General features: G+C 44.9%; 21 protein-coding genes. 9 read left to right on the top strand and 12 right to left on the bottom strand.

The window, feature by feature from the left end:
- Positions 1–248: 248 nt before the first annotated feature.
- The 3 genes from MSG35_RS17230 (at position 249) to MSG35_RS17240 (ending at position 5,156) form a co-directional block, all read left to right on the top strand.
- Positions 249–2,183 carry a PrkA family serine protein kinase gene (locus MSG35_RS17230; RefSeq protein ID WP_048607448.1) on the top strand — a complete coding sequence of 645 codons (1,935 nt, stop codon included), beginning with the start codon at positions 249–251 and terminating at the stop codon, positions 2,181–2,183.
- Between the two features lie 127 nt (positions 2,184–2,310).
- Positions 2,311–3,582 (top strand): YeaH/YhbH family protein, encoded by a 1,272-nt coding sequence (locus MSG35_RS17235; RefSeq protein ID WP_017062133.1) that lies wholly within the window; start codon positions 2,311–2,313, stop codon positions 3,580–3,582.
- An 11-nt stretch (positions 3,583–3,593) separates the two neighbouring features.
- On the top strand, positions 3,594–5,156 hold the full coding sequence (locus MSG35_RS17240; protein WP_019820884.1) for a SpoVR family protein: 1,563 nt from the start codon (positions 3,594–3,596) through the stop codon (positions 5,154–5,156).
- 197 nt (positions 5,157–5,353) lie between these two features.
- On the opposite strand, the gene sohB is transcribed toward MSG35_RS17240, so the two are convergent.
- Positions 5,354–6,421 (bottom strand): protease SohB, encoded by a 1,068-nt coding sequence (gene sohB, locus MSG35_RS17245; protein WP_012603584.1) that lies wholly within the window; start codon positions 6,419–6,421, stop codon positions 5,354–5,356.
- Positions 6,422–6,558: 137 nt separating this feature from the next.
- On the opposite strand from sohB, the gene MSG35_RS17250 reads away from it, so the two are divergent.
- The 4 genes from MSG35_RS17250 to MSG35_RS17265 all read left to right on the top strand — a co-directional run bounded on the left by MSG35_RS17250 (position 6,559) and on the right by MSG35_RS17265 (position 12,824).
- Positions 6,559–7,299, top strand: coding sequence for a YciK family oxidoreductase (locus MSG35_RS17250; RefSeq protein WP_248384616.1), 741 nt, complete (start codon positions 6,559–6,561; stop codon positions 7,297–7,299).
- Positions 7,300–7,454: 155 nt separating this feature from the next.
- A complete protein-coding gene (gene imuA, locus MSG35_RS17255) occupies positions 7,455–8,162 on the top strand; it encodes a translesion DNA synthesis-associated protein ImuA (protein WP_248384617.1) in 708 nt (235 codons plus the stop codon).
- Positions 8,163–8,165: 3 nt separating this feature from the next.
- Positions 8,166–9,635, top strand: coding sequence for a DNA polymerase Y family protein (locus MSG35_RS17260; protein WP_248384618.1), 1,470 nt, complete (start codon positions 8,166–8,168; stop codon positions 9,633–9,635).
- A gap of 96 nt (positions 9,636–9,731) precedes the next feature.
- The gene (locus tag MSG35_RS17265) at positions 9,732–12,824 is read left to right on the top strand and encodes an error-prone DNA polymerase (protein ID WP_248384619.1); all 3,093 of its coding nucleotides are present in this window, start codon (positions 9,732–9,734) and stop codon (positions 12,822–12,824) included.
- A gap of 341 nt (positions 12,825–13,165) precedes the next feature.
- Here the strand turns inward: MSG35_RS17265 and MSG35_RS17270 are convergent, their stop codons facing one another.
- Both MSG35_RS17270 and MSG35_RS17275 read right to left on the bottom strand, forming a co-directional pair.
- Entirely contained in the window at positions 13,166–14,107 is a 942-nt protein-coding gene (locus MSG35_RS17270) for a chemotaxis protein CheV (RefSeq protein ID WP_248384620.1), read from the bottom strand.
- A gap of 167 nt (positions 14,108–14,274) precedes the next feature.
- Positions 14,275–15,492, bottom strand: a complete 1,218-nt coding sequence (locus tag MSG35_RS17275) for an ROK family protein (RefSeq protein WP_019820875.1) — start codon at positions 15,490–15,492, stop codon at positions 14,275–14,277.
- A 319-nt stretch (positions 15,493–15,811) separates the two neighbouring features.
- Between MSG35_RS17275 and pyk the strand changes: the two genes are divergently transcribed.
- Entirely contained in the window at positions 15,812–17,257 is a 1,446-nt protein-coding gene (gene pyk, locus MSG35_RS17280; RefSeq protein ID WP_248384621.1) for a pyruvate kinase, read from the top strand.
- Positions 17,258–17,404: 147 nt separating this feature from the next.
- On the opposite strand, the gene MSG35_RS17285 is transcribed toward pyk, so the two are convergent.
- Together MSG35_RS17285 and MSG35_RS17290 are read right to left on the bottom strand one after the other, a co-directional pair.
- On the bottom strand, positions 17,405–18,619 hold the full coding sequence (locus MSG35_RS17285) for a DUF6363 domain-containing protein (RefSeq protein WP_248384622.1): 1,215 nt from the start codon (positions 18,617–18,619) through the stop codon (positions 17,405–17,407).
- Between the two features lie 41 nt (positions 18,620–18,660).
- Complete coding sequence (locus MSG35_RS17290) at positions 18,661–18,750, bottom strand: YnhF family membrane protein (protein WP_102432550.1); 90 nt, start codon at positions 18,748–18,750, stop codon at positions 18,661–18,663.
- A gap of 145 nt (positions 18,751–18,895) precedes the next feature.
- Here MSG35_RS17290 and MSG35_RS17295 point away from each other — a divergent pair, with 145 nt between their 5' ends.
- Positions 18,896–19,489, top strand: coding sequence for a porin family protein (locus tag MSG35_RS17295; RefSeq protein WP_248384623.1), 594 nt, complete (start codon positions 18,896–18,898; stop codon positions 19,487–19,489).
- A gap of 93 nt (positions 19,490–19,582) precedes the next feature.
- On the opposite strand, the gene MSG35_RS17300 is transcribed toward MSG35_RS17295, so the two are convergent.
- The 7 genes from MSG35_RS17300 to pabC all read right to left on the bottom strand — a co-directional run bounded on the left by MSG35_RS17300 (position 19,583) and on the right by pabC (position 26,358).
- A complete protein-coding gene (locus MSG35_RS17300) occupies positions 19,583–19,987 on the bottom strand; it encodes a hypothetical protein (RefSeq protein ID WP_017062144.1) in 405 nt (134 codons plus the stop codon).
- 230 nt (positions 19,988–20,217) lie between these two features.
- A complete protein-coding gene (gene ptsG / locus MSG35_RS17305) occupies positions 20,218–21,648 on the bottom strand; it encodes a PTS glucose transporter subunit IIBC (protein ID WP_017062145.1) in 1,431 nt (476 codons plus the stop codon).
- Between the two features lie 445 nt (positions 21,649–22,093).
- Positions 22,094–22,861 carry a YchF/TatD family DNA exonuclease gene (locus MSG35_RS17310; protein WP_248384624.1) on the bottom strand — a complete coding sequence of 256 codons (768 nt, stop codon included), beginning with the start codon at positions 22,859–22,861 and terminating at the stop codon, positions 22,094–22,096.
- Positions 22,852–23,817 (bottom strand): DNA polymerase III subunit delta', encoded by a 966-nt coding sequence (locus MSG35_RS17315; protein WP_248384625.1) that lies wholly within the window; start codon positions 23,815–23,817, stop codon positions 22,852–22,854. Before MSG35_RS17315 ends, MSG35_RS17310 begins: the two co-directional genes overlap by 10 nt.
- Before the next feature lie 6 nt (positions 23,818–23,823).
- Entirely contained in the window at positions 23,824–24,456 is a 633-nt protein-coding gene (gene tmk / locus MSG35_RS17320) for a dTMP kinase (RefSeq protein WP_019821240.1), read from the bottom strand.
- Positions 24,457–24,466: 10 nt separating this feature from the next.
- Positions 24,467–25,483: an endolytic transglycosylase MltG gene (gene mltG / locus MSG35_RS17325; protein ID WP_017062149.1), complete on the bottom strand. Its 1,017-nt coding sequence runs from the start codon at positions 25,481–25,483 to the stop codon at positions 24,467–24,469.
- A complete protein-coding gene (gene pabC / locus MSG35_RS17330; RefSeq protein WP_248384626.1) occupies positions 25,480–26,358 on the bottom strand; it encodes an aminodeoxychorismate lyase in 879 nt (292 codons plus the stop codon). Before pabC ends, mltG begins: the two co-directional genes overlap by 4 nt.
- Positions 26,359–26,395: the final 37 nt, after the last annotated feature.

The raw sequence follows: 26,395 nt of genomic DNA on the forward strand, positions 1-26,395 counted from the left end.
CATTGTGAGTATTATTAAGCGACCTAAAATCTCAAAACAAACGGCCAGATCCCCTCGAATGTAAAATAATTTGATTCTACGCGCCTCAAGTTGCCTATTGCGCTCGCCACGTTTTTCACACGCAAAATTGTAAATAAATACATAATTGTTAAGCAAAATTGTGGAAGCGGGTCTAACCTTAAAATGTAGGGAGAGCCTATTTTTCAATCGCTCGTCAGTTTTGACTGGTTAACAAGGGGAATGTGACTATGAGTATTTTTGACCACTATCAATCACGTTATGAAGCAGCCAAGGAAGAAGAGCTGACATTGCAAGAGTTCTTAGGGCTGTGTAAAGACGATAAAAGTGCTTACGCTAATGCTGCCGAGCGCTTATTACTAGCCATTGGCGAACCAGAGGTTATTGACACTGCTCAAGACCCTCAACTGAGTCGTATTTTCTCGAACCGTGTCATCTCACGCTACAGCGAATTTAAAGATTTCTACGGTATGGAAGATGCGATTGAACAGATTGTTTCTTACTTAAAACATGCTGCGCAAGGTTTAGAAGAACGTAAACAAATTCTTTACCTACTTGGCCCTGTGGGCGGTGGTAAATCTTCTCTCGCTGAAAAACTCAAAGCCCTGATGCAGAAACTACCAATCTATGTATTGTCTGCTGACGGTGAACGAAGCCCAGTAAACGATCACCCATTCTGTCTATTCGATGTTAACGAAGACGGTGACTTATTGAAGAACGAATACGGCATCGAGAAACGCTATCTTCGCTCAATTATGTCTCCGTGGGCAGCGAAACGTCTGCACGATTTTGGCGGTGATATTTCCAAATTCAAAGTCATCAAACTGCGCCCTTCTATTCTCGATCAAGTAGCGATCGCGAAAACAGAGCCAGGTGATGAAAACAACCAAGATATCTCGTCTCTGGTTGGTAAAGTTGATATTCGTAAACTTGAGCACTTCTCTCAAGATGATCCTGATGCCTACAGCTACTCTGGTGCGCTGTGTAAAGCCAACCAAGGTGTGATGGAATTCGTGGAGATGTTCAAAGCACCAATCAAGGTATTGCACCCTCTACTAACGGCAACACAAGAAGGTAACTTCAACGGTACCGAAGGGCTTTCTGCACTGCCATTTGACGGTATGATTCTCGCTCACTCGAACGAATCCGAGTGGCAGACCTTCCGTAACAACAAAAACAACGAAGCCTTCCTAGACCGTGTGTATATTGTAAAAGTCCCTTACTGTCTGCGCGTCTCTGAAGAAGTTAAGATCTACCAGAAACTGCTTGAACACAGTGAGCTGTCCAAAGCCCCTTGCTCACCGAGCACACTCGACCTGCTATCGCAATTCAGCATCCTATCGAGACTGAAAGAGCCTGAAAACTCTTCTTTATTCTCAAAAATGCGTGTTTACGATGGTGAGACTCTAAAAGACACCGATCCAAAAGCGAAGAGCTACCAAGAGTACCGAGATTATGCCGGCGTTGACGAAGGCATGTCTGGGCTATCAACGCGTTTCGCCTTTAAGATCCTGTCTCGTGTATTTAACTTCGACCAAGCCGAAGTGGCCGCGAACCCAGTGCACTTGTTCTACGTTATTGAGCAGCAAATCGAACGTGAGCAGTTCCCTCAAGAAACTGCTGAGAAGTATCTAGAGTTCTTGAAAGGATACCTAGTGCCACGCTACGTAGAGTTCATCGGTAAAGAGATTCAAACCGCTTACCTAGAGTCTTACTCTGAGTACGGTCAGAATATTTTCGACCGCTATGTCACCTACGCAGACTTCTGGATTCAAGACCAAGAGTACCGCGATCCAGAAACAGGCCAGCTATTTGACCGTGCTTCTCTGAATGGTGAACTAGAGAAAATCGAGAAAACCGCCGGTATCAGTAACCCTAAAGACTTCCGAAATGAGATTGTGAACTTTGTGCTTCGTGCCAAAGCCAACAATAACGGTCAAAACCCAGTGTGGACGAGCTACGAGAAACTGCGCACTGTGATTGAGAAGAAAATGTTCTCTAACACAGAAGAGCTACTTCCTGTTATTTCGTTCAATGCTAAGACCTCAACGGATGATCAGAAAAAACATGACGACTTCGTTGCTCGTATGATGGAAAAAGGCTACACCGAGAAACAAGTGAGACTGCTATCTGAGTGGTACCTAAGAGTTCGTAAATCCTCATAACTAAACGGTATTGAGCTGCTCAACTGAGCAGCTCGTACAAACCAATAACTTTTATACCTTAGTAAATCAATAACTCTTATACCCGAATAAAAAGTAGGATCGCGACATCAGCTGAGAGGGAGTTCTTATGGCACAATTTATCGATCGGAGGCTCAATGGCAAAAATAAGAGTGCTGTGAATAGACAGCGTTTCTTACGACGCCATAAAGAGCAAATCAAAGAATCTGTGGCCGATGCAGTCAACCGACGCTCAATCACCAATACTGAAACGGGTGAAGACGTCACTATTCCCCATAAAGACATCAAAGAGCCAAACTTTCACCAAGGTCAAGGCGGCGTTAGAGAGCGCGTTCACCCAGGTAATGATCAGTTCATCACTGGCGATAAAATCGAACGCCCTAAAGGTGGTGGTCAAGGTGGTGGTTCAGGCCAAGGCGACGCAAGCCCTGATGGCGAAGGGCAAGATGAATTTACCTTCCAAATTTCAAAAGATGAATATCTTGATATTCTCTTTGAAGATTTAGCTCTACCTAATCTAGAGAAAAATCAGGTCAACAAAATCACCGAATGGAAAACTCACCGCTCTGGTTACCAAAGCGCGGGGATTCCATCCAACATCGCTATCGTTCGTTCACTACAGCAATCTTTGGCTCGTAGAACCGCGATGACAGCAGGTAAAAAGCGCGAGCTTAACCTACTGATGGAACAGCTTGACCAAGTTAAAATGACGGAGCCAGCACAACCTTTTGAAGAGGGTCGCCTCAAAGAAGAGATTGCCGAGTTACGCAAAAAGATTGAAAGCGTGCCGTTCATTGACACCTTCGACTTACGTTTTAAAAACTATGAGAAGCGCCCTATTCCATCTAGCCAAGCCGTGATGTTCTGTCTAATGGATGTGTCCGGCTCTATGGATCAGGCCACAAAAGATATTGCGAAGCGCTTTTATGTCCTTCTGTATCTGTTCTTAAACCGCACCTACGAAAACGTCGATGTTGTGTTTATTCGTCACCATACTCAGGCTAAAGAGGTCGACGAACATGAGTTTTTCTACTCACAAGAAACGGGTGGCACCATTGTTTCGAGCGCACTGAAACTGATGAAGGAAATTGTCGCAGACCGCTACCCTGCTAATGAGTGGAACATCTATGCAGCACAAGCCTCTGATGGCGATAACTGGGCGGATGACTCTCCTCGTTGTAAAGAGTTACTGGTCAATACGCTTCTGCCAACTTGCCAATATTACTCTTACATCGAAATAACACGCCGCTCTCATCAAACGCTTTGGCACGAATACGAAAAACTCGAGAGTAGCTTTGACAACTTCGCCATGAAAAACATTAAAACGGTGGATGATATTTTTCCTGTGTTTAGAGAACTGTTCCAGAAAGAGACAGCGTAAGGGAGTTTGCCATGACAGCGAAATCAAACGTTGCAGAGAAAGACAAAGCTGCAAAGAAGAAAAACGACAAGATGCTGCCTGATGGTCCAGATTGGACATTCAACCTCTTGGAGAAATACCACGTAGAAATTAAGCGTGTGGCGCAGCATTACCGTTTAGACACTTACCCAAACCAGATTGAAGTGATTACTTCAGAACAGATGATGGATGCCTACTCGAGCATTGGTATGCCTATCAATTACAACCACTGGTCATTTGGTAAGAAATTCATTCAAACCGAGCAAAACTACAAGCATGGCCAAATGGGCTTGGCATACGAAATCGTAATTAACTCCGATCCTTGTATCGCTTACCTGATGGAAGAGAACACGGTCACAATGCAGGCGCTGGTAATGGCTCACGCTTGTTACGGCCACAACTCATTCTTTAAAGGCAACTACCTGTTCCAAACATGGACCGATGCCAGTTCCATCATCGATTACCTGTTGTTCGCTAAGAAGTACATTAGTGGTTGTGAAGAGAAATATGGCGTCGCTGAGGTCGAGCAGCTCCTTGATTCTTGCCATGCACTGATGAATTACGGCGTAGACCGATACAAACGCCCTGAGAAGATTTCCATTGCTGAAGAGACAGCAAGACAAGAAGAACGCGAAGCTTATCTGCAATCTCAAGTGAATGAGCTGTGGCGAACCGTTCCTCAGAATAAAAGTAAGGAAGAAGAGACCAAGATCCGCTTCCCTAGTGAGCCTCAAGAAAACATTCTCTACTTTATCGAGAAGAACGCACCACTGCTTGAACCTTGGCAGCGTGAGTGTGTTCGTATTGTTCGCAAGGTGAGCCAATACTTCTACCCTCAGAAACAAACCCAAGTGATGAACGAAGGCTGGGCAACCTTCTGGCATTACACCATTCTTAATCATCTTTACGACGAAGGCTTGGTGAGTGATAAGTTCATCTTAGAATTCCTGCACAGCCACACCAGTGTCGTCGCACAACCTGCCTACAACAGTCCTTACTTCAGCGGAATAAACCCTTATGCACTTGGCTTTGCGATGTTTAGAGACATCCGACGCATCTGTGAAGAGCCAACCGATGAAGATAGAGAGTGGTTCCCTGAGTTAGCCGGAAGTGATTGGTTAGAAGCGGTGCACTTTGCGATGCACAACTTCAAAGATGAAAGTTTCATCAGCCAATACCTTTCTCCAAAAATCATTCGAGACTTTAAGCTGTTCTCTGTACTCGACGACGACCGTAAAAACACCATCGAGGTGAGTGCTATTCACGATGATCCGGGCTATCGCCTGATTCGTGAGAAGCTTGCGGCACAATACAACCTAAGTAACCTTGAACCAAACATTCAGGTGTTTAATGTCGATATTCGTGGTGACCGCTCAATGACACTGCAATATGTGCCTCACGACCGCATCCCGCTTGATAAAGGCTACGACGAAGTGATGAAGCATCTCTATCGCTTGTGGGGCTTTGATGTGATTTTGGAAGAGCTCAAAGATACGGGTCATAGAGAGATTCTGACTACTTGTCCAAAACGTAATGATTATGGAGCCAAGATTTAATATCAATCACAGTAAGTCAGTGCTTGGTATAAAACTCCGCTCCCCCTACAACATAGTGGTCACCCGCTCGGAAGTGGAGCAATAAAAAAGCGCATAAGTCTGATGACTTATGCGCTTTCTTTTTAAGGCTCAAACGTCTGCAAATGAACGTAAGGCACTAAACTTAGAACTAGAACTAGATCTAAAACTGAATACGCTTAAACAATCGGCTTTTGACCGCGTTCAATCAGCTTCATCAGCACGCTGTCTGCAGATTTACCTGCCACGCCCGCTAGTTTGTCTGAAAGCTTTTTCTTCTGTACGTAGTGAATCGCTAGAACCGTTTTGTCCTTACATGCCGCTACGACTAAGTCATCAGAAGTACTGATCTCATCCACCAGCCCAAGTTCATGTGCTTGTGTACCAAACCAGTGTTCACCCGTTGCTACTTTTTCAAGATCTAACGCAGGACGATGGTCACGAATGAAGTCTTTGAATAGGCCATGTGTCTCTTCGAGCTCTTCTTTAAACTTCTCGCGTGCTTTATCGCTATTCTCACCAAACATAGTAAGCGTGCGTTTGTACTCACCCGCCGTTAACTGTTCGAACTCAATATCATGCTTTTTAAGCAGTTTGTTGAAGTTTGGCAGTTGAGCGATAACACCAATAGAACCAACAATAGCAAACGGTGCAGATACAATTTTGTCTGCGATACATGCCATCATGTAACCGCCACTTGCGGCGACTTTGTCTACCGAGATAGTCAGAGGCAAACCTGCCGCTTTGATACGATCAAGTTGAGAAGACGCCAAACCATAGCCGTGAACCATGCCACCGCCAGACTCAAGTTTTAGCAATACTTCATCACCTTCACGAGCCACAGCCAGAACCGCCGTTACCTCTTCACGTAATGAAGCCACTTCTTTCGCATCAATGCTGCCGTTAAAATCAAGAACGAATAGATGTGGTTCACGCTTACTATCAAGCTCACCCTCTTTCGCTGCTTTCTTCACTTCTTTACCGCGTGATTTTACTTTCTCTTTTTCCGCTTTCTTTTCTGCTTTATCACGGGCTTTGATGAAAGCATCATCATGTAGATGGTGCTCTAGTTGTTCAATCGTCTGTTTATGATGTTCAGATAGGTTCGTGATTTCCAGCTCACCTTTAATCGCGCTTGATTTCCCACCCACAGATTTAGCAATCACTAAAATTGCGATGATGGCGATTACAACGGTCGCAATCTTGGCCAAAAACAAGCCGTAGTCCAACAAAAATTCCAATGTCATATCCCCTATTGTATGAATTAGTGTATTGTAACCATCTTGTCACGATTACCAAGAATTTCTCATCATTCCTGCGGTTATCTGTGTGATTAAACATCAATGGAATGACGAACATAATAAAAGAAAGAAGGATAAGCACAGTGGATTACCCAATCTCTACAGATGCCCTCAAAGATAAAGTAATTTTGGTTACAGGTGCCGGTGCTGGCATTGGTCGCCAAGCAGCACTAAGCTTCGCTCAACATGGTGCAACTGTCATTCTGTTAGGCCGCAATGTTAAAAACCTTGAATTCATTTACGATGAAATCGAAAGCGCTGGTTACCCACAACCTGCGATTATCCCATTGGATTTAAAAGGTGCGACAAAGCAGAACTACGTTGATATGGCTGAAACCATTGAATCACAGTTCGGCCGTTTAGACGGTCTACTTCATAATGCTGGTGTTCTCGGCACTCTGAGTCCGTTTGAGCAGATTGATGAAGAAACCTTTGATGATGTTATGCAGATCAATGTGAAATCTGAGTTCTTGATGACTCAAGCATTACTGCCTGCACTTAAAAAAGCAGAAGCAGGTCGCATCGTATTTACCTCTTCAACGGTTGGTCACTCAGGCCGTGCATTCTGGGGCACTTACGCGATTTCTAAGTTTGCTACCGAAGGTATGATGCAAATCCTAGCAGACGAGCTTGAAGACACGAACATCCGTGTTAACGCAATCAACCCGGGCGGCACTCAAACACGCATGCGTGCAAAAGCGTACCCAGGAGAAGATGCGAATAAGCTAAAAACGCCACTCGACATCATCTCACTGTACCTACATTTAATGAACCCAAGCGTGACAGATATTAATGGCCAATGTATCGATGCTCAACCTAAGTAACTGATATCATTAACCAATAATAAAAAGTCGCTTCCATAGCGGCTTTTTTTGTATCTAAATCAACCATCTAATATTTAGTTCACCTAATTTTCATCATTTTGCTTTGCATCTTTTTCATTGTTAAATATACTGTATAAATATACAGGTGTTTAATTATGCATGAACTAATAAAAAACTTACAAGACCGCCAGCTAATCTGGAAAGGGTTACAATCAACAACGCAAGGAAGTACCACTTCAACAGGCTATCCTCAACTGGATAAACAGCTTGATGGCGGCTTCCCGACGCACGGCGTTATTGAGGTTGAATCACAACAAGGGATCGGCGAGCTTCGCCTACTTACGCCCTATTTATCTCAACAAAACTCGCAAAAACTGGCCATATTCATTAACCCGCCAGGGAAGATCTGTGCCGAGTTTTTTAGTAACCAAGGCATTGAATTAGAGAACATTCTCGTTATCCAGCCCCAGCGCGATCTCGATGCACTGTGGGCGGCTGAACAGTGCCTCAAAAGCGGTGCTTGTCACTCTGTATTGCTATGGGGAGCCGATCTAGAAATACACCAAACAAAGCGCTTACAAGCAGCAAGCGAAACCGGTAAGTGCCTGCAGTTTCACTTTAAAGCCACCAGCCATAATCAACTATCCCTGCCCGTTTCCTTAAGCATGAAACTGTCTTCTCACGCCCAAGGGCTGAAGGTAGAGGTAACAAAAAGAAAAGGCAGTTGGTCGTATGGTAGCTTTATTCTAGACATGACACACAACTGGCCGTTACTCACAGAGAAAGTCGTTTATAAAGACAATTCAGACCGTACTTTGCCTGGTAACACTGTGTTGGCTTTTCCTATTGCGAAGCAAGGCTAACGTATGTTGTGGCTTTATCTACACTTTCCATCTCTGCAATTGGATACCTTGTTTAACTCTAATGAATTGGGTTCGAGCGAAGACTCCCTCAAACAACCTATTATCATCGTGGATGAAAAAGATCACCGTGTACTGCAAGCTAATCAAGCCGCGCTGGAATCTGGAATCACGCTGGGTATGGGGCTAGGGTCAGCGGCGGCGCTGTGCCATCACTTACACGTTCACCCATACAGCATTGAGCTTGAGAAAAACAAACTGAAAGAGATTGCTCAATGGGCGTATCTAGTCACTTCGGACATGGCGTTATTGCCACCTAATGGCTTGCTGATTAAAGCCTCTAACATGCTGTCACTTTACGACGGGCTAGATAACTACTGGCATGAGCTCAAAAGCCACTTAGAAACGCTCAATATCCAGTTCAGCTTCGCTACGGGTTATTCGCCGCTTTCTGCGATCCTTTTGGGTAAGCAAGCGATCAACCAAGCAACAAACAATATTGAGCAGATGAAAACTTGGGTCAATCAACAAGCATTAATTTCCAGTGAGCTACCGACCAAGCAAATAGAACGCCTGAACCGTGTCGGTATCAATACCATTGAAGACCTATTAAAGCTGCCTTTGCAAGAGGTCGCACGCCGCTTTGATATCGACTTGGTGAATTATGTCGGTCGCCTTAACGGCCAGTTCAAGCACCCGATTGATTTCTATCATCCACCAGAGAATTTCCAGCAATATTTGGAGCTATTGTTTGATATTGAAAACATCCTATTTATCGAAAAGCCGTTGCTGATATTACTGAATCAACTCGAGTGTTTTTTGAAGCTACGCGACCGAGTGGCTTTCGAGTTAACGTTGACTTTGCACCTCAGAGATAAAGACGATCACCCTGTCTCTTTTTATTCGGTACAAGGTGATTACCTTGCTGAAAAATGGGCGAACCTGACTCATCTCACCTTAGAGTCACTAAAACTAACAGCACCGGTTCAAGGGCTGACCCTCAGCTTGGTTCGTCATGGAGAACCCCAAATGGCCTACCATGACCTTTTTGATGGTAATACTGGAACACTTGCCGCGTTAGATTTACTCTCATTACTGCAAGCAAAGCTTGGGCAAGCCTGTATTCAAACACCGAAAATACAGCATGACCCAAGGCCAGAAAAGGCCAATCAGTACTCGCTCCCAACACTGAGTAAATCTGTGGCAAAGAGGCAAACGCCCCCAGATAGCGAGCAACAAACCATAGCTCTCAGCGTCAATCAACAACGACTCAGGCCCAGTATTTTACTGCCAGAGCCCAAAGCCTTAACCGAAAGCGTCACCTTATCTCAAGGCCCTGAGCGCATTGTTTCTGGCTGGTGGGATGGAGAGAAGGTCATTCGTGACTACTTTATTGCTCACAGTGAAAACGGTCGGTGGCTCTGGATATTTAGAACGCCAGATAAACAGTGGTTTTTGCACGGCTTATTTAGCTAACCAACAAAGAGTTGAATCGCCAACCCGCACCATTTACTCAATTTCAACATCCCTTTTCAATCATGTTCACTCGCAATGGTTAAGTGAGATTACGTTATGTCTCAGCAATACTCAGAGCTTTTCTGTCAAAGTAATTATTCCTTTCTAGAGGGAGCTTCGCATGCGGAAGAGCTTGTTTTACAGGCCGACTTCTTACGTTACAAAGCACTCGCTGTTACTGATGAGTGCTCAGTCGCGGGCATCGTTAAGGTTCACTCTGCAATCAAGCAACATAAACTGTCACTCAAGCAAATTGTCGGGAGCATGTTTTGGTTAAATGAAGAGTGCCAAGTGATCTTGATATGCCCAAACAGACGAGCCTACGCCGAGCTGTGCCGTATAATTACCAACGCGAGACGTCGTAGCAGCAAGGGACATTATCAGCTCTCTGAATGGGATATCATGTCGGCTAAGCACTGCTTTATTCTTTGGCTTCCTCAACAGAAAAATGAAGACGCACACTGGGGGCAATGGCTATCCCAGCATCATTCAGGTCGGCTTTGGATCGGCTTACAACGACACCTAAAGCAAACCGACCAGCAATACACAGATTACTGCGTTGAGCTGTCACAACATCATCAACTGCCAATAACAGCTTGTGGTGGCGTGCTGATGCACAACGCGAATCGCTTACCCTTGCAGCACTCACTCACTGCGATAAAGTACCAAAAACCCATTACCGAAGTGGGCAGTCACTTACTCGCTAATGCCGAGCGCTGTTTACGAAGCATTAATAAGCTCTCTCATATATTCAAAACTGAGTGGCTAGAAGAGAGCAACCGAATCTCCGAGTTGTGTGAATTTGATTTAGATAGCTTGCGATACGAATATCCCAGTGAGCTGATCCCTCAAGGTGAAACGCCCATGAGTTATCTGCGCATGTTGGTCGAAAAGGGAAAACGAGCTCGCTTCCCACAAGGTGTACCTGACGACATCCAACAGATCATAAATAAAGAATTGGGGCTGATTGACGAGCTAGACTACCCTTTCTTTTTTCTCACCATTCACGACATCGTGATGTTTGCTAAAAGCCAAGGCATTCTTTACCAAGGTCGAGGTTCAGCGGCCAATTCCGTGGTCTGTTATTGCTTAGAAATCACCTCAGTCGACCCAAGGCAGATCTCGGTGCTGTTTGAGCGTTTCATCAGTAAAGAGCGCGATGAGCCACCTGATATTGATGTCGATTTTGAACACGAACGCCGTGAAGAAGTTATCCAATACATCTACCAAAAATACGGTAGAGAAAGGGCCGCGCTTGCTGCAACGGTCATTTCTTATCGCTTTAAAAGTGCGGTAAGAGATGTGGGGAAAGCATTAGGGCTACAAGAAACTCAGCTCGACTACTTCATCAAGAACACCAATCGCAGGGACAAAAGCCTAGGTTGGCAGGCTCAGCTCACTCAATTGGGGCTACAGCCTGATTCTTTGAAGGGGCAACAGTTTATCCATTTGGTTAATGAGATCATCGGCTTTCCACGTCACTTATCTCAACACGTTGGTGGCTTTGTCATATCTTCAGGCCCTTTGTATGAGCTGGTTCCCGTCGAAAATGCAGCAATGCACGATCGAACCATTATTCAATGGGATAAGGATGATCTAGAAACCTTAGGCTTGCTGAAAGTTGATGTGCTCGCGCTTGGTATGCTCTCTGCGATTCGTAAATGTTTCGACCTGATCAAACGTATTCACGGGCGATCACTGACCATTGCTGAGATCACTCGCCTTAAGGATGATCCTCAGGTTTACGGCATGATTCAACGAGCAGACACAGTCGGGATATTCCAAATTGAGTCACGCGCACAAATGAGCATGCTGCCAAGGCTTAAACCGAAGACTTATTACGACTTGGTGATTCAAATCGCTATCGTTCGTCCAGGCCCTATTCAGGGCGATATGGTGCATCCGTTTCTCAAGCGTCGAGATGGCATTGAGCCAATCAGTTATCCATCTAAAGACGTGGAATCAGTACTGTCGCGCACCTTGGGTGTACCGATATTCCAAGAGCAAGTGATTAAACTCGCGATGGTGGCCGCAGGCTTCACAGGCGGAGAAGCGGATCAACTCAGACGCGCGATGGCCGCTTGGAAGAAAAATGGCAACGTCTTTAAGTTTAAAAACAAACTTATCGAGGGAATGCAAAAGCGCGGCTATGAGACAGAGTTTGCTGAGCAGATCTTTAAACAGATATGCGGCTTTGGCGAGTACGGTTTTCCTGAAAGCCACTCGGCTTCGTTTGCGGTGTTAGCGTATTGCTCAGCTTGGTTGAAGTGCTACTACCCTGAATGTTTCTACGCTTCTCTGTTGAATAGCCAACCCATGGGCTTTTATAGCCCCTCACAGTTGGTACAAGACGCACAACGACATAATGTGGTGATACTTCCGGTATGCGTGAACGCTTCTCAAAACTACCACACGGTTGTCTCTCATCAGAATGGTTTAGCGATTCGCTTAGGGCTGCGACAAATCAAAGGATTCAGCGAGCATGGAATTCAAAGCGTGCTCGCCAATCGTCCACAATCCGGTTATCGCTACCCTAGTCAAGTGAAACAGTTATCGATGAATAAGAAAGATATCGAGCTACTGGCATCGGCCAATGCGCTACATAACGTTTCTGGAGACCGCTTCCAGACTCGCTGGGCGATCATGGACTCGGCGTCTGATCTACCTCTGTTTAGCCAAGCCTATGACGATGCAGAGGCAGGACATGACGAACATGCACTGCACAAGCCCAATGAGATGCAAGATCTACTCGAAGACTTCACCAGTGTCGGAATTTCATTGAACAAACACCCAATCACTTTGCTCGAAGAAGCGGGACGATTAGGCCGATTCACACACATGAAAGATTTAATACAACAAAGACACAAATCTATGGTCACCGTTGTCGGATTAGTCACAGGCAAACAATCTCCCGGAACCGCGGCAGGTGTCACCTTTGTCACACTAGAGGATAGTACTGGTAATATTAATGTCGTGGTATGGGGAGCAACCGCGCGCGCTCAACAGCAAGCTTATCTCACAGCCAAGGCGTTAAAGGTACAAGGGATATTAGAAAAAGAAGGAGAAGTCGTTCATGTTATCGCAGGAAAACTTATCGATATTACCGATGAAATTGTTGGCTTGAAAACCAAATCTCGGGATTTTCATTAGCAAAGTACCAACTGTTCTCAATCGCTGATTGGCTAAATGGCTAAAGAAACGAGAGAAAGAGCAACGAAAAAGGGAAGCATCCGCTTCCCTTCAATTCCAGTTGTTGAGTTATGACTCAACTTCAGCTTCCGTACGTCTTTTCTTAAATTCCCTATACAGTAATAAGCTCAAAGTCATGACGACTTTAGACGTTAACCATATCATTAAGAGGAACTACCTTAGATTGTGTGTGAAAAGTTACGCTAGTAGTTGAGCATATTTCGTTAAGAAAAATATGCTGCGTGAATATTAGCAAGCGTTTTCTATAAGGTCACTCAAAACAAACCGTACAGCAACATTAATTATAAAATCTGACGCATTCGCTCTTGAGTCACTTCAACCAAGAGGTCTGGCTGGAACTTAGAAATAAAGCGGTTACACCCTACTTTCTCAACCATAGCTTCATTAAAACTTCCACTTAATGAAGTGTTTAGCGTAATAAATAGGTCATGCATTCTTGGGTCAGTACGTACTTCGTGTGTCAGCTTATAGCCGTCCATTTCAGGCATTTCAGCATCGGTGATCATCAACAATATTTCTTGATTGATGTCTTTGCCTTCATCACACCAGCCCTTAAGTAAGGTCAGTGCTTCTAAGCCATCACAACACTCAATAATGTTCAAACCAAGCTGTGACAAGGTGCCTTTGATCTGGTTACGCGCTGTTGAAGAGTCATCAACGATAAGCACATTACGTCCTATCATCTCCTGAGCTAATTGTTCATCCAAGACGCCTTCAGAGATCGAGACATCGTAATCAATGATCTCAGCTAGCACTTTCTCAACATCGATGATCTCGACGATCTTGTGCTGCTCTTCTTCTTGAATATGCGTAATAGCGGTTAGGTAGTTTGCACGGCCTGTTGTCTTTGGCGGCGGCTGGATTTCTGTCCATGTCGTGTTCACGATATTACGAACTTGCCCAACCAAGAAACCTTGTACGGTTCGGTTGTATTCCGTAATAATCAGGTTGCTCTCTTGAGATTCCGCACGAGATAGCGGAAAGCCAATGGCACTGCGTAAATCGATAACAGGCACCGATTCACCACGTAAAGACGCAACACCCGTAATATGATGATGAGAGCCCGGTAAGCGAGTAAGAACTGGCACTTTGAGGACTTCTTTCACTTTAAATACGTTAATCGCAAATAGTTGACGACTATTTAAGCTGAATAACAAGAGTTCCAGACGGTTTTCACCGACCAGTTTGGTTCTCTGATCAACCGAATTTAAAACGCCAGACATACAACACCTTAGTGACAAATAATAACTGTGGCTACAATAGCCTACTTCAATAGGTTAAAGCAAAGCGCCAATGCACAGAATGCTTAAACTAAGTACAACAAATGATGTTATACAAAGCTTAAGTACATGGAAAGGTTCAGGGTAAGGCTACAAGACGAGAAAAGGGGTTAACCTTCAATAACTTTCATTAACAGTTGGCCATCGTATAAGGCCTGCTTGATGAGCGCAGCACCTGGCATGGTTGCCTGCTTATAAAAACGAGATTCTACCAGCTCTAAGTCTTTATGGTAAACCGATAGACTCTGCTCTTCGATGCACTTTTGAATCGCAGGGTACAACACGCTTTTGGCCTGATTGATAACACCACCCACCAAGATTTTCTCAGGGTTGAACAGGTTAATCACAATCGCAATCGCAGAGCCTAGGTAACGGCCTAACTGTTCAATCACTTCGACAGCCAGCGGATCCCCATTAGCAGCGGCAGCACAGATCTGTTCAATAGTGACGTCTTCAAACACCGTTAGCGTTGATTCTTCACCATTTGCCAATCGCTCTTTAACTTGCTCACGGATTGCCTGAGAACTCGCCACCGTTTCTAAACAGCCTCGATTTCCACAGTGGCAAAGCTTGCCTTCTTTATCGATCTGGATATGCCCCAACTCACCGATGTTACCGTGACGCCCTTGCAGAACGCGACCATCAAGAATGATCCCGGCACCTAAACCGTGGTGAATCGAGATAAGAACAGAGTTGTCGTTGTCTTGTGAGTTACCAAACAGTTTCTCTGCTAATGCCCACGCTCGGGTATCATTGGCAATAAAAACTGGCAGACCGGTTTCTTTGTAGATCTCCGGCCCCAACGCTAAGTTTTCAACGTTGTAGTGCGGCATCTGCAACACAATACCTTGCTCTGAATTCACCAGACCTGGCAGTGTGATAGCTATACTCGTCACCCTGTCGAGTTGCTCGGCATAGGTTTGGAAGAACTCATCGATTTCATGAAGAAGACGCGCAAGCACATCATCTTGATCGCGTTCATGGATATCAATCTTGGTATCGATAAGCACATCGCCGCCCAATTCATGGAGCGCGATCGTCAAGTATCCGCGACCAAGACGCATCGACAGAAACTGCCAACCTTCGTTATTAGTTTGCAGACCGACAGCAGGACGCCCACGAGTCGTGGCTTCTTGAACCGTCGTTTCGTGAATAAGGTGAGCTTCAATGAGTTCACGGGTAATTTTAGTAATACTCGCCGGAGCCAACTCACTTTGCTTGGACAGATCGATACGAGAAATAGGACCTTTAAGGTCAATTAGTTTATATACACGACCAGCATTGACCTGTTTGATATGATCAATATGGCCCGGTTGAGCCATGTACATTTTACGCTCCAGAAATCATCAACGAGGTAATTTTTTTACTTTGCGAAGTAATTGTGAAGTCACTTGGTATATCGCCGTGACCAGTATCACGTATATACATGAATCTTTGTGTATCGAGTCAAATAGTTCGAGGGAAATTAACACCCACATCGATAATTTGCGACTTAATTTTCAGAATAAAACATCACGTTTGAGCCCTAAATTCAATAATTAAAGGTAAATCAAGAAATATCCTCCTAGCTCCCAATAAATTATCAATTAATGCATATACTTAATTCAGTCTTTTAAAAGATTACTTGGCCTCACTCTAGGAGTATTCATGACAGCCGAATTAAGAAAAACGAAAATCGTCACAACGCTAGGCCCTTCTACTGATAAAGGTAACGTGCTTGAAGAGATCATCAAAGCCGGTGCCAATATCGTTCGTATGAACTTCTCTCACGGCACCAGCGACGACCATATACAACGTGCAGAAAATGTCCGAGCGATAGCCAAAAGACTCGGCACTCAAATCGCCATTCTCGGAGACTTACAAGGTCCCAAGATTCGTGTGTCGACATTCAAAGATGGCAAAATCCAACTTGCCGTAGGCGACCTGTTCACTCTCGATAGCAGCCTAGGTTTAGGCGAAGGCAATCAAGAAGCCGTTGGCCTTGATTACAAAGAACTGCCTAACGACGTATCCGCCGGCGATATCCTGTTGCTTGACGATGGTCGTGTTCAACTCAAAGTCACCAAAGTGGAAGGCTGTCGCGTTCATACCGAAGTCATCATTGGCGGTCCGCTCTCAAATAACAAAGGCATCAACAAAAAAGGTGGTGGCCTTTCCGCAGAAGCACTAACAGAAAAAGACAAGCGCGACATCGTCACCGCCGCACAAATCAAAGTGGATTACCTAGCGGTGTCTTTCCCTCGTAATGGTGAAGACATGCACTATGCTCGCCAATTAGCGCGAGAAGCAGGGTTAGAAGCTCACCTGGTAGCTAAAGTGGAACGAGCAGAGACAGTTGCGACCGTAGAGAACATGGATGACATCATAATGGCCTCAGATGTGGTCATGGTGGCCCGTGGTGACCTCGGAGTGGAAATAGGCGACCCAGAGTTGGTTGGGGTACAAAAACAGCTTATACGCCGTGCTAGAGCGCTTAACCGAACAGTGATCACTGCAACTCAGATGATGGAATCGATGATCTCCGCACCAATGCCAACCCGTGCCGAAGTCATGGACGTTGCTAACGCGGTATTAGATGGTACCGATGCAGTGATGCTTTCAGGTGAAACCGCTGCGGGTGCTTACCCAGTCGAGACAGTGAAATCGATGGCCGAAGTGTGTATCGGTGCTGAAAAGATGGCGGGTATTAACCAATCGAACTACCGTATTGACCGTACCTTTGTGACGGCAGAAGAAACCGTATCGATGGCGACCATCTATTCCGCGAACCATATGGAAGGCATCAAGGGCGTGGTGACGCTTACCGAGTCAGGACGCACTGCTCTGATGATGTCACGACTCAGTGCCGACATGCCGATCTACGCGCTGTCTCGTAACGAAGGAACGCTTAATCGCTGTACCTTATACCGAGGTGTGACACCTATCTACTTCGAGACAGAAGCCGAAGACAGCTTTGACATTGCACTATCTACACTCACTTGCTTGAAAGAGAAAGGACACCTTAAGTTTGGCGACCTAGTGATCGTCACTCAAGGTGATATCATGGATGTAGCAGGCTCAACCAACTGTATGAGAATCTTGCCTGTCACTTAGTGTGTGGCCGTAAGGCGAAACGATTTGCCTAGTCTCAAAAGCAAAAAAGGGTTATCGAACCACGTTCAATAACCCTTTTTCATTTCAGAACATTCTTCGTTAATGACACGGCTAACTCGCGGTATGCTAACTCATCAAGATTGAGTACTACTTGTCAGCAGCAATGGTGGCCAACTGTGGCATGTGTGAATTGCGAGCGTTTTCCGTTGAAGTGTAGGTTTCTACAAATCGGTAACCGGCTTCTAAGCCCAATTCGTAATCGTGCAACAGATCTTCTTTGTCACTCATTAATGAACTCGATTTTAGCGGCTGACTTGGCGCTATTTGCACCACAAACGCATCGTCCGGTGGCGAATTCAAAAAGTCCTGAGTTAATGAATAAGTTTGGTAATGCACCATCAACATATCAGCTAAGCCTGAATCAAACTTATCCCCAATTAAATGACTCAAACGATAAATGTCATCCGCTCCAAATAGCCAGCGACCACCGTTCAGCAGGTCCAAATGCCCACGGTCACGCTTCTGCTCTTTTGAGCGCATAATTTGTTGTTGGAAGAAAGAGGCCCAGTCGGTTTTCCACTGTTCCACTTTCTGTTGCCAATGACCTTGAACACTGTCAAAAGATTCGCGGAACCATTCCAATTCTTCGGCAGATATCGGTTTAGGTGCTTTAATTGAAGACTTAGTCACCTGAGCTTCAGCTAAATCCACATCTTCATCCTCTAGCACGGGCTCAGTACGAATCACAACAATGGAACGAGCTTGCCTGCGCCATGCTTCTTGGACCGGTATGCATGCTGATACGCCACCGTCCACATAAGCACTGTCACCAATATAAATTTCATCATTGTACAAACGAGGAATGGCGCAGGTCGCAATCATCACCTTGTACCAATCTTCGCCCAATAATGGGAAGTAGTGGTCTCGTAAGTCTTTAGAATCCGTTACAGCCGCATAGAAGTGGCGATCGCCTAGCGTTTGTCGCCCTAAATCCAGATCGAGCTTATATGGGTAAGCCATAATTTGTTCTAGCGCCCATTCTAATCCTAGATTCTTTCTATGTCGTATATAGGAAAAGAGATTGAAGAACTCTGGTGAGGTTGTGAGGTCGAGAACAAAAGAACGACCAAGGCCTTTATCGCGGCACAGATAAGCACATAAATTAAGAGCGCCTGCTGAGGTGCCAAAAAATTCGTCGAAGGGGTCAAAATTAGAAAGAAGAAAGGCATCCAGCACTCCAGAAGTAAAAATACTTCTCTGTCCGCCACCTTGAGCGACCAGTGCTGTTTTTCCAGCAATAAACTTAGCGTAATAGTCTAAGTCTATTGCTGTATCAAGATTGGTTATAATCCCACTATTCATTATTCCCTGAGTATAAAAACTCAGCCTCGAATTGGAAGGTATTAACTACCAATCGCAATAAAGCCAAATGAAAGAATGACTGTGTAGATAAACGCTGTTATTTGTAGGGCATTTTTCAGATTATGGTCCATAGACACCTCTGGCTTATTATTAATTTGTCGAGTCTCTATTTAAGTACTATCAGGTGTGTGAAGTATCTTCAAGAATCGTCGAAATTAGTCGCACAATATTGATGTAACCATCACAATTAGTAAGTGTATGGATAAGGATATACTCATGAATAACAAAGCAAATATGATGGCACTGATTGCGTTTCTCTCCGTTTCAAGCGCACATGCTTCGCCGGAGATCATCATTACTCCGATGGTGGGTTATACCGGCGGTGGCAGTGTCGAAAACCAGGACGGTAAAACCTATGACATGAAAGGCTCTGAAAACTACACCTTTGCAATTGAAACGCCACTTGAAAAAGGACGCATCGGCTTCTTCTATTCCAATCAGAGCTCGGAATTAGAAACACTCAACCTAAGCTCCTCCATCCAATACCTACACTTTCAAAGTAGCATCTACTACCCGGCCTCCCCCGTGTTGTCGGGTTATCTAGGGTTAGGTCTTGGGGCTTCTTACGTTGATGTTGACTGGGCGAAAGACAAGTATGGATTCTCCACCTCAATCTTTGGTGGCTTAGAGTACAAATTTAGTGATCGATTAGCGTTGAACACACAAGTACGTTGGTTAGGTACCGTCGTGGATAACGACACAACTGGCGTGTGTAACATCCCAAGCAATGGACAAGAGTGCATTATTCGCTTTGATACCGACTGGATGAACCAATTCCAAGCCAATATCGGACTCAGTTTTACTTTCTAAACGGCTCAATGAAGCAAAAATATAAGATCGACCCAAACGAAAAAACCAGCTAAATGCTGGTTTTTTTCATTATTAAAACAGTTTTAGTACAGGTTAGAACTTATAGGTAACACCTAAAGCGCCGCCCACTTGCAACTCAACACCTTTATACATATCGAGTTCAGGGTGAACTTGTGCGTAAGCATTCCAACCTTCATAGAAATTCACTTTCACGCCTAACGGCAAGCGTAAGCCAAAGTCGTCATTCCATTCAGCCCAGGCACCAGCACCGACGTACCAGCTCAACGGAGCTTCAGTTTCGAACTGGCCGCGCTTCAAAATGTAATCAAATGCAGCGCCGTCATTGCCAATCGTAGCACGGTATTTCTGATCAAACTCCACAACGACACTCAGGTCTTGGTCAATGGCGAGTCCAACTTCCAAAGCTGGAGCTTCAGAAGCTTGAGCAAACGAGGCTCCGCTGCAGCACATAAGGCCGATCAAGTAACGATGTTTCATAATATTCTCAGACTGTATTTAAAAAACGGAAGTCTACTGGAATCTCAGCAAAAGGTGTCATCGCTGAGTAAAAGATAAACGACACGAAAAATTTGGGACCGACCATCAAATGATCGAGTTGAATGGTAACTCTCTGAGTTAGAGAGGATTAGACGCGGAAAGATCTTTCATAGAGCAGAAAACAAAAAAGGAGGCCTTTCGGCCTCCTTTCAATTTATTGAATCAGTGAATTAACCGTTGTTACGGATCCACTCATCCATGTCTGTCTTAAGGTTGTCAGACTTAGTACCGAAGATAGCTTGTACGCCACCAGCAACTACAACAACACCTGCAGCGCCTAGTTTCTTCAGCTTGTCTTGGTCAACAAGAGCTGTATCAGCTACTGCAACACGTAGACGAGTAATACAAGCGTCAAGACCAGTGATGTTCGCTTTGCCACCGAATGCAGCAACTAGCTCACCAGCAAGTTCAGAACCAGTCGCAACTGACTCTTCTTCAGTCTCGTCTTCACGGCCTGGAGTTTTAAGGTCTAGAGCTTTAATCACAGTGCGGAATACGATGTAGTAAATTGCAGCGTAAGCAATACCACATACAACCATTAGGCCCATCTTAGACGCGTTGCCAGATAGAACTAGGAAGTCGATTAGACCGTGTGAGAAAGATGTACCGTGTACAAAACCTAGAGTGTTCGCAAGAACGTATGCAGAACCAGCTAGTAGAGCGTGGATTGCGTACAGTACTGGAGCAACGAATAGGAAAGAGAATTCGATTGGTTCAGTGATACCCGTTAGGAATGAAGTCAACGCAGCAGAAGCCATGATGCCCATTACTTTAGCGCGGTTTTCAGGCTTAGCTGAGTGTGCAATCGCGATTGCAGCAGCAGGTAGACCGAACATCTTGAACATGTAACCACCAGCTAGCTGACCGAAGCCATTGCCCGCTGCACGAGATGCGTCATCAGCAACTAGGTAACAAGTAAGAACACCGTTTTGAGTTTCGCCAGCAGCGTTTACACAAGTACCAGCTTCAAAGAAGAAAGGTACGTTCCAAACGTGGTGAAGACCAAATGGAATTAGAGAACGCTCAACGATACCGTAGATACCAAACGCCACTTGTGGGTTTTGGTGAGCAGCCCAATCAGAGAACGCAGAGATAGCGCCGCCAACTGGTGGCCATACTACAGATAGTAGGATTGCTAGACCAATCGCAGAGAAACCTGTGATGATTGGCACAGCACGCTTACCAGCGAAGAAGCCAAGGTACTCTGGTAGTTGAATACGGAAGAAACGGTTGAATGCCCAAGCAGCAACACCACCGACTAGGATACCACCTAGTACACCAGTATCGATTTTATCAACGCCCATTACACCAGCCATTACGCCAAGTGTAGCAGTCATGATGCCGTAACCAACGATAGCAGCTAGACCCGCTACACCATCGTTGTTAGTAAAGCCAAGTGCAACACCTACTGCGAACAGTAGTGCCATTTGACCGAATACTGAACCACCAGCTTGTTCCATTAAGTTTGAAACGATTTCTGGAATGAAAGGAAGATCTGCTGCACCGACACCTAGCAAAATACCCGCAACTGGTAAAACTGATACTGGAAGCATCAGAGACTTACCAACTTTCTGCAGGCTAGCAAAAAGGTTCTTAAACATGTTTATGCTCCTGATAAAGATAAAATAATTATATTGGGTTCTAACGGCACACCCCCGTAGCCTATATGTTAGCACCCTGCGAAAATGTAACCATGTATTGCATTATATTTTCTGCCGCTAAATATATATTGATGGGGAACTAACTTTCTAGTCACTTACGAAATTTAGTTTCAAAACACGTCTTGGATCACATGTCAAATCTAGAAATGCAATGCTTTGCAAGCGTTTAATACATTGAAATATATGAGTATTTTTCAAGAGCCCTATTATTTTACTGGGTAAATAAAATAGGAGTGAATGTTATTTTTAGTAACAAAATTACAAATGTTATAATTAGCGCTCTCAAGTTCAACATAATTCGTAAACATTAAAAAAAAACGTATTTTTGGTGATCAAAAACACAAAAAGGGAGCTTTCGCTCCCTTTTATTTGTTTACTTAGATTTTTATCGCAAAAAAAGTTTTTGGTAATTTTTGGTCGTTTGTTCGGCAACCTCTTTCATCGACACACCTTTTAATTGCGCAATGTAGGCCGCCACTTCGACGACATATGCAGGCTGATTCTGCTTTCCACGATATGGAATGGGCGCCAAGTATGGAGAATCCGTCTCGATCAGCAACCTGTCTAGCGGTAGGTTTTTAACAACTTCTTTAAGTTCTGTAGCCTGCTTAAAGGTCACAATGCCTGAAATTGAGATATAGAAACCTAGTTCCATTGCCGCTTCAGCGAACGCTTGATCTTCGGTAAAGCAGTGAATCACACCGCCACACTTCTCAGCTCCGCCATCACGTAAAATAGCTAATGTGTCTTCGCGTGCGTTACGAGTGTGAATGATCAAAGGTTTATTCAGCTCAACAGCCAACTCAACATGCTGCTTAAATCGTAGCTGTTGCAGCTCCGCCGTCTCTGGTTGGTAGTGATAATCTAAACCTGTCTCTCCAATCGCCACAACCTTAGGGTTGCTCGCGTATTCACGCATTGTCTCTAGGCTGAAATCACTTTCAACATCGAGAGGGTGAACGCCACAAGAGGCTTTAACGTTATCAAACGGCGAGATCATCTCGATCATATTTTCAAACGAATCGAGTGTCACACCGACAGAAAGCAATTGGTCTACGTTAGCAGCCTTCGCCTTGTTAACCACATCTTCTACGCTGGTGTGTAAATCTTGGTAATCCAGTTTGTCTAAATGACAGTGGGAATCTACGAACATGTTTCCTCGCAAGTGGCTATCAGCCAATTCATTATGAGTAGCTCCGTATTGAGCCCAGGGTGTTGCTTTAACTGCTCAATCAATATCAGCAGTTTATTCGATGCTGCATAAGCACTTTGATAAGACATCACCTCACACAGTGCTTTCGCACTCGGAGTGAAAGCCTGATTCGCCAAACCAAAATGCAGCTTCTGTACATCTGACAATAGATGCCAAAGCCAGCCAAGTTGAATCAAAGGGTCTTTGCTAAGCTCTGTAGAGAACTTTAGCATGTCAGGCTGAGTGCCTTTTATCACATTCACAAAGCCATCGAGCGCTTTTGTTGAGGCTTCCACGCCACCTTGCTCAAACATCGCTTTTGCTTTTAAAGGCGCGTTGTCATTGAGTGCTAAAATATACTGCGGTACCGCTTTGCCCACTTCACTATCTAACCACGCCGATGCTGTCTCCAACTGCGGACTAACCACATTGAATTGCTGACAACGGCTAATAATCGTCGGCATTAAGCGATTGCTGTTACGAGTAGACAGAATGAAGATGCACTTGCTTGATGGCTCTTCCAGAGTTTTCAATAGTGCGTTGGAAGCCGATTCGTTCATTGCTTCAGCAGGGGTAAGCAAGATAACGCGCAAACCACCTAACTGAGAAGACTCTTGAGCCCAGCGGTTACTGGCACGCACTTGATCAACCGTGATCGACTTACCTTCTTTCTCTGGTGAGATCACATGAAAATCAGGATGACTGCCCGACTTCATTAATTCGCAGCTGTGGCAAAACCCGCACGACTCGCTTTCGTAATTAGTACACATCAATGCGTCGGTAAGTTGGCTAATCAACGCATCAACGCCGAGCCCTTCCGGTGCATTAACAATCACAGAGTTAGGAAAACGCTCCGCATCGAGACTTTTTTTCCACTCACTCCATACCGGTGTGAGCCAAGAATACACTTCAGCCATGACTACCTACTGTTTGTCGAGCCAAGCAGTTAGCGCGACTTTAATATCAGCGGCTACTTGCTCAATTTCTTGCTGCGCGTTAATCACAAGTACAGAATCATCTTGTTCTGCAATTTCTAGATAGCGCTCACGCGTGCGGTCGAAAAATGAGATGTCCATCTTTTCAATTCTATCAAGCTCACCACGGCCTCTAGCACGTTCTAGCCCTACTCTAGGGTCTAGGTCCAAATATAGCGTTAGATCGGGTTTAAAACCGCCTAGCGTGGTTGATTTCAGTGATTCCATAGTCGTGCGCGCGATCTGGCGACCACCACCTTGGTATGCCTGTGAAGACATATCATGACGATCACCCAATACCCATTGACCATTGTCGAGTGCCGGCTTGATGACGTTCTCGACTAATTGAACACGTGCTGCATACATCAGCAGCAATTCAGTCATGTCTTGAAGCTTCTCGCCTTCGTGCTCTTCTTTAACCAATGAACGCATCTTTTCAGCTAAGACCGTACCACCCGGCTCGCGAGTATTAACAATATCCTCAACACCCGATGCTTTTAATGTCTCAACGATGGCATTGATTGCTGTGCTTTTGCCAGCGCCTTCAAGGCCTTCAACCACGATAAATTTCGACTGATTCATAATTATTTCTTTATCTGTTTTTTCTTAATTGCTTTAAGTAAGCTCGCACTGCACGGTTATGCTCAGTCAAACTCTTTGAAAATACGTGACCGCCTGTTCCACTCGCAACGAAATACAAATAGTTGCTCTTCTCTGGATTCAACGCCGCGTTGATAGACGCTTTGCCTGCCATAGCGATAGGGGTCGGTGGCAAGCCACTCATTGTATAGGTGTTGTAAGGCGTTGGCGTGCGTAAGTCTTTCTTACGGATGTTGCCATCGTAGCTGTCACCCATGCCATAGATAACCGTTGGGTCAGTTTGCAAACGCATACGCTTGTTCAGGCGGTTAACAAACACAGAAGAAACACGCTCACGTTCTGACGCAACAGCGGTCTCTTTCTCAATGATAGACGCAAGAATTAACGCTTCGTATGGCGATTTAAGAGGAAGTTTATCCGCTCGATTTTCCCACTCTTCATTCACCACGCTCATTAGGTCTCGATGCGCGCGTTTCAATAAATCTAAATCAGTGGTGCCATAGGTGTAGTGATACGTTTCTGCTAAAAAGAGACCTTCTAGCTTTTCGTTTTCAATACCCAACTTTTCAGCGATCTCTTTTTCAGAGACACCATCCAACGTTTGTTGAATAAATTCGTTGTCTTTCAGCTGAACAAGCCATTCGTCAAAACGACTGCCTTCAACAAAGGTAATGGTGAACTGGTGTTCTTTCCCTTCTACAAGCACCTGTAGCGCTTGCTCTAAGGTTAAACCCGGTTCAAGCAGGAAAGTACCCGCTTTTACGTCTACAAGCTCAGGATGTAACTTACGGATTAATTTCTCGTAAGGAGAAGCCTCAAACAGCCCCTCGTTAATCAACTGGGCTAGAACGCGGTTAAAGCTGCTACCTGAAGCAACAGTCACGACTTGTGGTTTTTCTAATTGAATAACTTGTTTCAGGTTATCTTGCGCTTGGTTGTAAACATAAAAACCAGCAGCACCGGCTGCGATTAAGCACAAGATAATAAAAATAAATAACTTTTTGATCACGAGTTTAGTTGTCCTTGAAGGCTACGAGTAACGGTTCCAATGTTAAATTGGGTATCACTAATACGGGTAACTGGGGCAACCCCTAAAATGGAGTTGGTCATGAAAACCTCATCAGCTTGCATGAGTTGAGATAAGCAGTAGTCACTAATTGTAACGGAAAGTTCAGCTTGATTCAGCGCGGTTAACACTTGCTTACGCATAACACCCGCGACACCACTTTGAGTGAGTTGAGGTGTGTATATCGACTGACCTTTGCGCCAAAACAGATTGGCCATAGTGGTTTCAATCACATTGCCCGATATATCAAGAACCACACCATCCACTTCATTAGCCTGATCCATTTCATCTTTCATCAAAATCTGCTCAAGACGATTATTGTGCTTATGGCCAGCAAGTAGTGGGCTCAAACCTAGCGCTTGATGACAGATACCGAGTTCAACACCGGAGTCTTGCCACGCTGAATAATGGCTTGGGTAATCAAAGGTACTGATGGTGATTGTCGGCTTGGCGATATTCTTGGTACTGTAGCCACGCCCGCCAGCGCCACGGCTAACGTGCAGCTTGATCCCTGCTTTTTGATTATGAGGTTTGTTGGCGTTATCGAGCTTGCCTGAACCATCAAGGCTCTTTGTGCCGTGAAGATCGTTATCTTGGATGTGTTGAAGCGCAGTATCGAGCCAAACACTAATAACACCCCAATCAAGAGCAGAAATGCGCAGCGCTTTAAGGCATTCGTCGACACGGTGCTGATGATCGTGAAAATGTTGTATCTCACCATCACTCACGAGCATTGTCGTGAAACAGCCGTCTCCGTATTGAAACGAACGATCCAAAATATCGATAGTTTGCTGGCTTTCTCCATCAACCCAAAACATGTTTTTCCCCATAAAAAGAAACGGCTCAATGCTAAAG

It is taken from the genome of Vibrio sp. 1CM23M, from assembly GCF_023161755.1.
In the GTDB taxonomy this organism is placed as follows: Bacteria; Pseudomonadota; Gammaproteobacteria; order Enterobacterales; family Vibrionaceae; genus Vibrio; species Vibrio coralliirubri.

What these genes read in the sequence shown, in the direction of transcription:
- MSG35_RS17230 (WP_048607448.1), top strand. Translation starts at nt 249, where the DNA reads ATGAGTATTTTTGACCACTATCAATCACGTTATGAAGCAGCCAAGGAA.
- MSG35_RS17235 (WP_017062133.1), top strand. Translation starts at nt 2,311, where the DNA reads ATGGCACAATTTATCGATCGGAGGCTCAATGGCAAAAATAAGAGTGCT.
- MSG35_RS17240 (WP_019820884.1), top strand. Translation starts at nt 3,594, where the DNA reads ATGACAGCGAAATCAAACGTTGCAGAGAAAGACAAAGCTGCAAAGAAG.
- sohB (WP_012603584.1), bottom strand. Translation starts at nt 6,421, where the DNA reads ATGACATTGGAATTTTTGTTGGACTACGGCTTGTTTTTGGCCAAGATT.
- imuA (WP_248384617.1), top strand. Translation starts at nt 7,455, where the DNA reads ATGCATGAACTAATAAAAAACTTACAAGACCGCCAGCTAATCTGGAAA.
- MSG35_RS17260 (WP_248384618.1), top strand. Translation starts at nt 8,166, where the DNA reads ATGTTGTGGCTTTATCTACACTTTCCATCTCTGCAATTGGATACCTTG.
- MSG35_RS17265 (WP_248384619.1), top strand. Translation starts at nt 9,732, where the DNA reads ATGTCTCAGCAATACTCAGAGCTTTTCTGTCAAAGTAATTATTCCTTT.
- MSG35_RS17270 (WP_248384620.1), bottom strand. Translation starts at nt 14,107, where the DNA reads ATGTCTGGCGTTTTAAATTCGGTTGATCAGAGAACCAAACTGGTCGGT.
- MSG35_RS17275 (WP_019820875.1), bottom strand. Translation starts at nt 15,492, where the DNA reads ATGTACATGGCTCAACCGGGCCATATTGATCATATCAAACAGGTCAAT.
- pyk (WP_248384621.1), top strand. Translation starts at nt 15,812, where the DNA reads ATGACAGCCGAATTAAGAAAAACGAAAATCGTCACAACGCTAGGCCCT.
- MSG35_RS17285 (WP_248384622.1), bottom strand. Translation starts at nt 18,619, where the DNA reads ATGAATAGTGGGATTATAACCAATCTTGATACAGCAATAGACTTAGAC.
- MSG35_RS17290 (WP_102432550.1), bottom strand. Translation starts at nt 18,750, where the DNA reads ATGGACCATAATCTGAAAAATGCCCTACAAATAACAGCGTTTATCTAC.
- MSG35_RS17295 (WP_248384623.1), top strand. Translation starts at nt 18,896, where the DNA reads ATGAATAACAAAGCAAATATGATGGCACTGATTGCGTTTCTCTCCGTT.
- MSG35_RS17300 (WP_017062144.1), bottom strand. Translation starts at nt 19,987, where the DNA reads ATGAAACATCGTTACTTGATCGGCCTTATGTGCTGCAGCGGAGCCTCG.
- ptsG (WP_017062145.1), bottom strand. Translation starts at nt 21,648, where the DNA reads ATGTTTAAGAACCTTTTTGCTAGCCTGCAGAAAGTTGGTAAGTCTCTG.
- MSG35_RS17310 (WP_248384624.1), bottom strand. Translation starts at nt 22,861, where the DNA reads ATGTTCGTAGATTCCCACTGTCATTTAGACAAACTGGATTACCAAGAT.
- MSG35_RS17315 (WP_248384625.1), bottom strand. Translation starts at nt 23,817, where the DNA reads ATGGCTGAAGTGTATTCTTGGCTCACACCGGTATGGAGTGAGTGGAAA.
- tmk (WP_019821240.1), bottom strand. Translation starts at nt 24,456, where the DNA reads ATGAATCAGTCGAAATTTATCGTGGTTGAAGGCCTTGAAGGCGCTGGC.
- pabC (WP_248384626.1), bottom strand. Translation starts at nt 26,358, where the DNA reads ATGTTTTGGGTTGATGGAGAAAGCCAGCAAACTATCGATATTTTGGAT.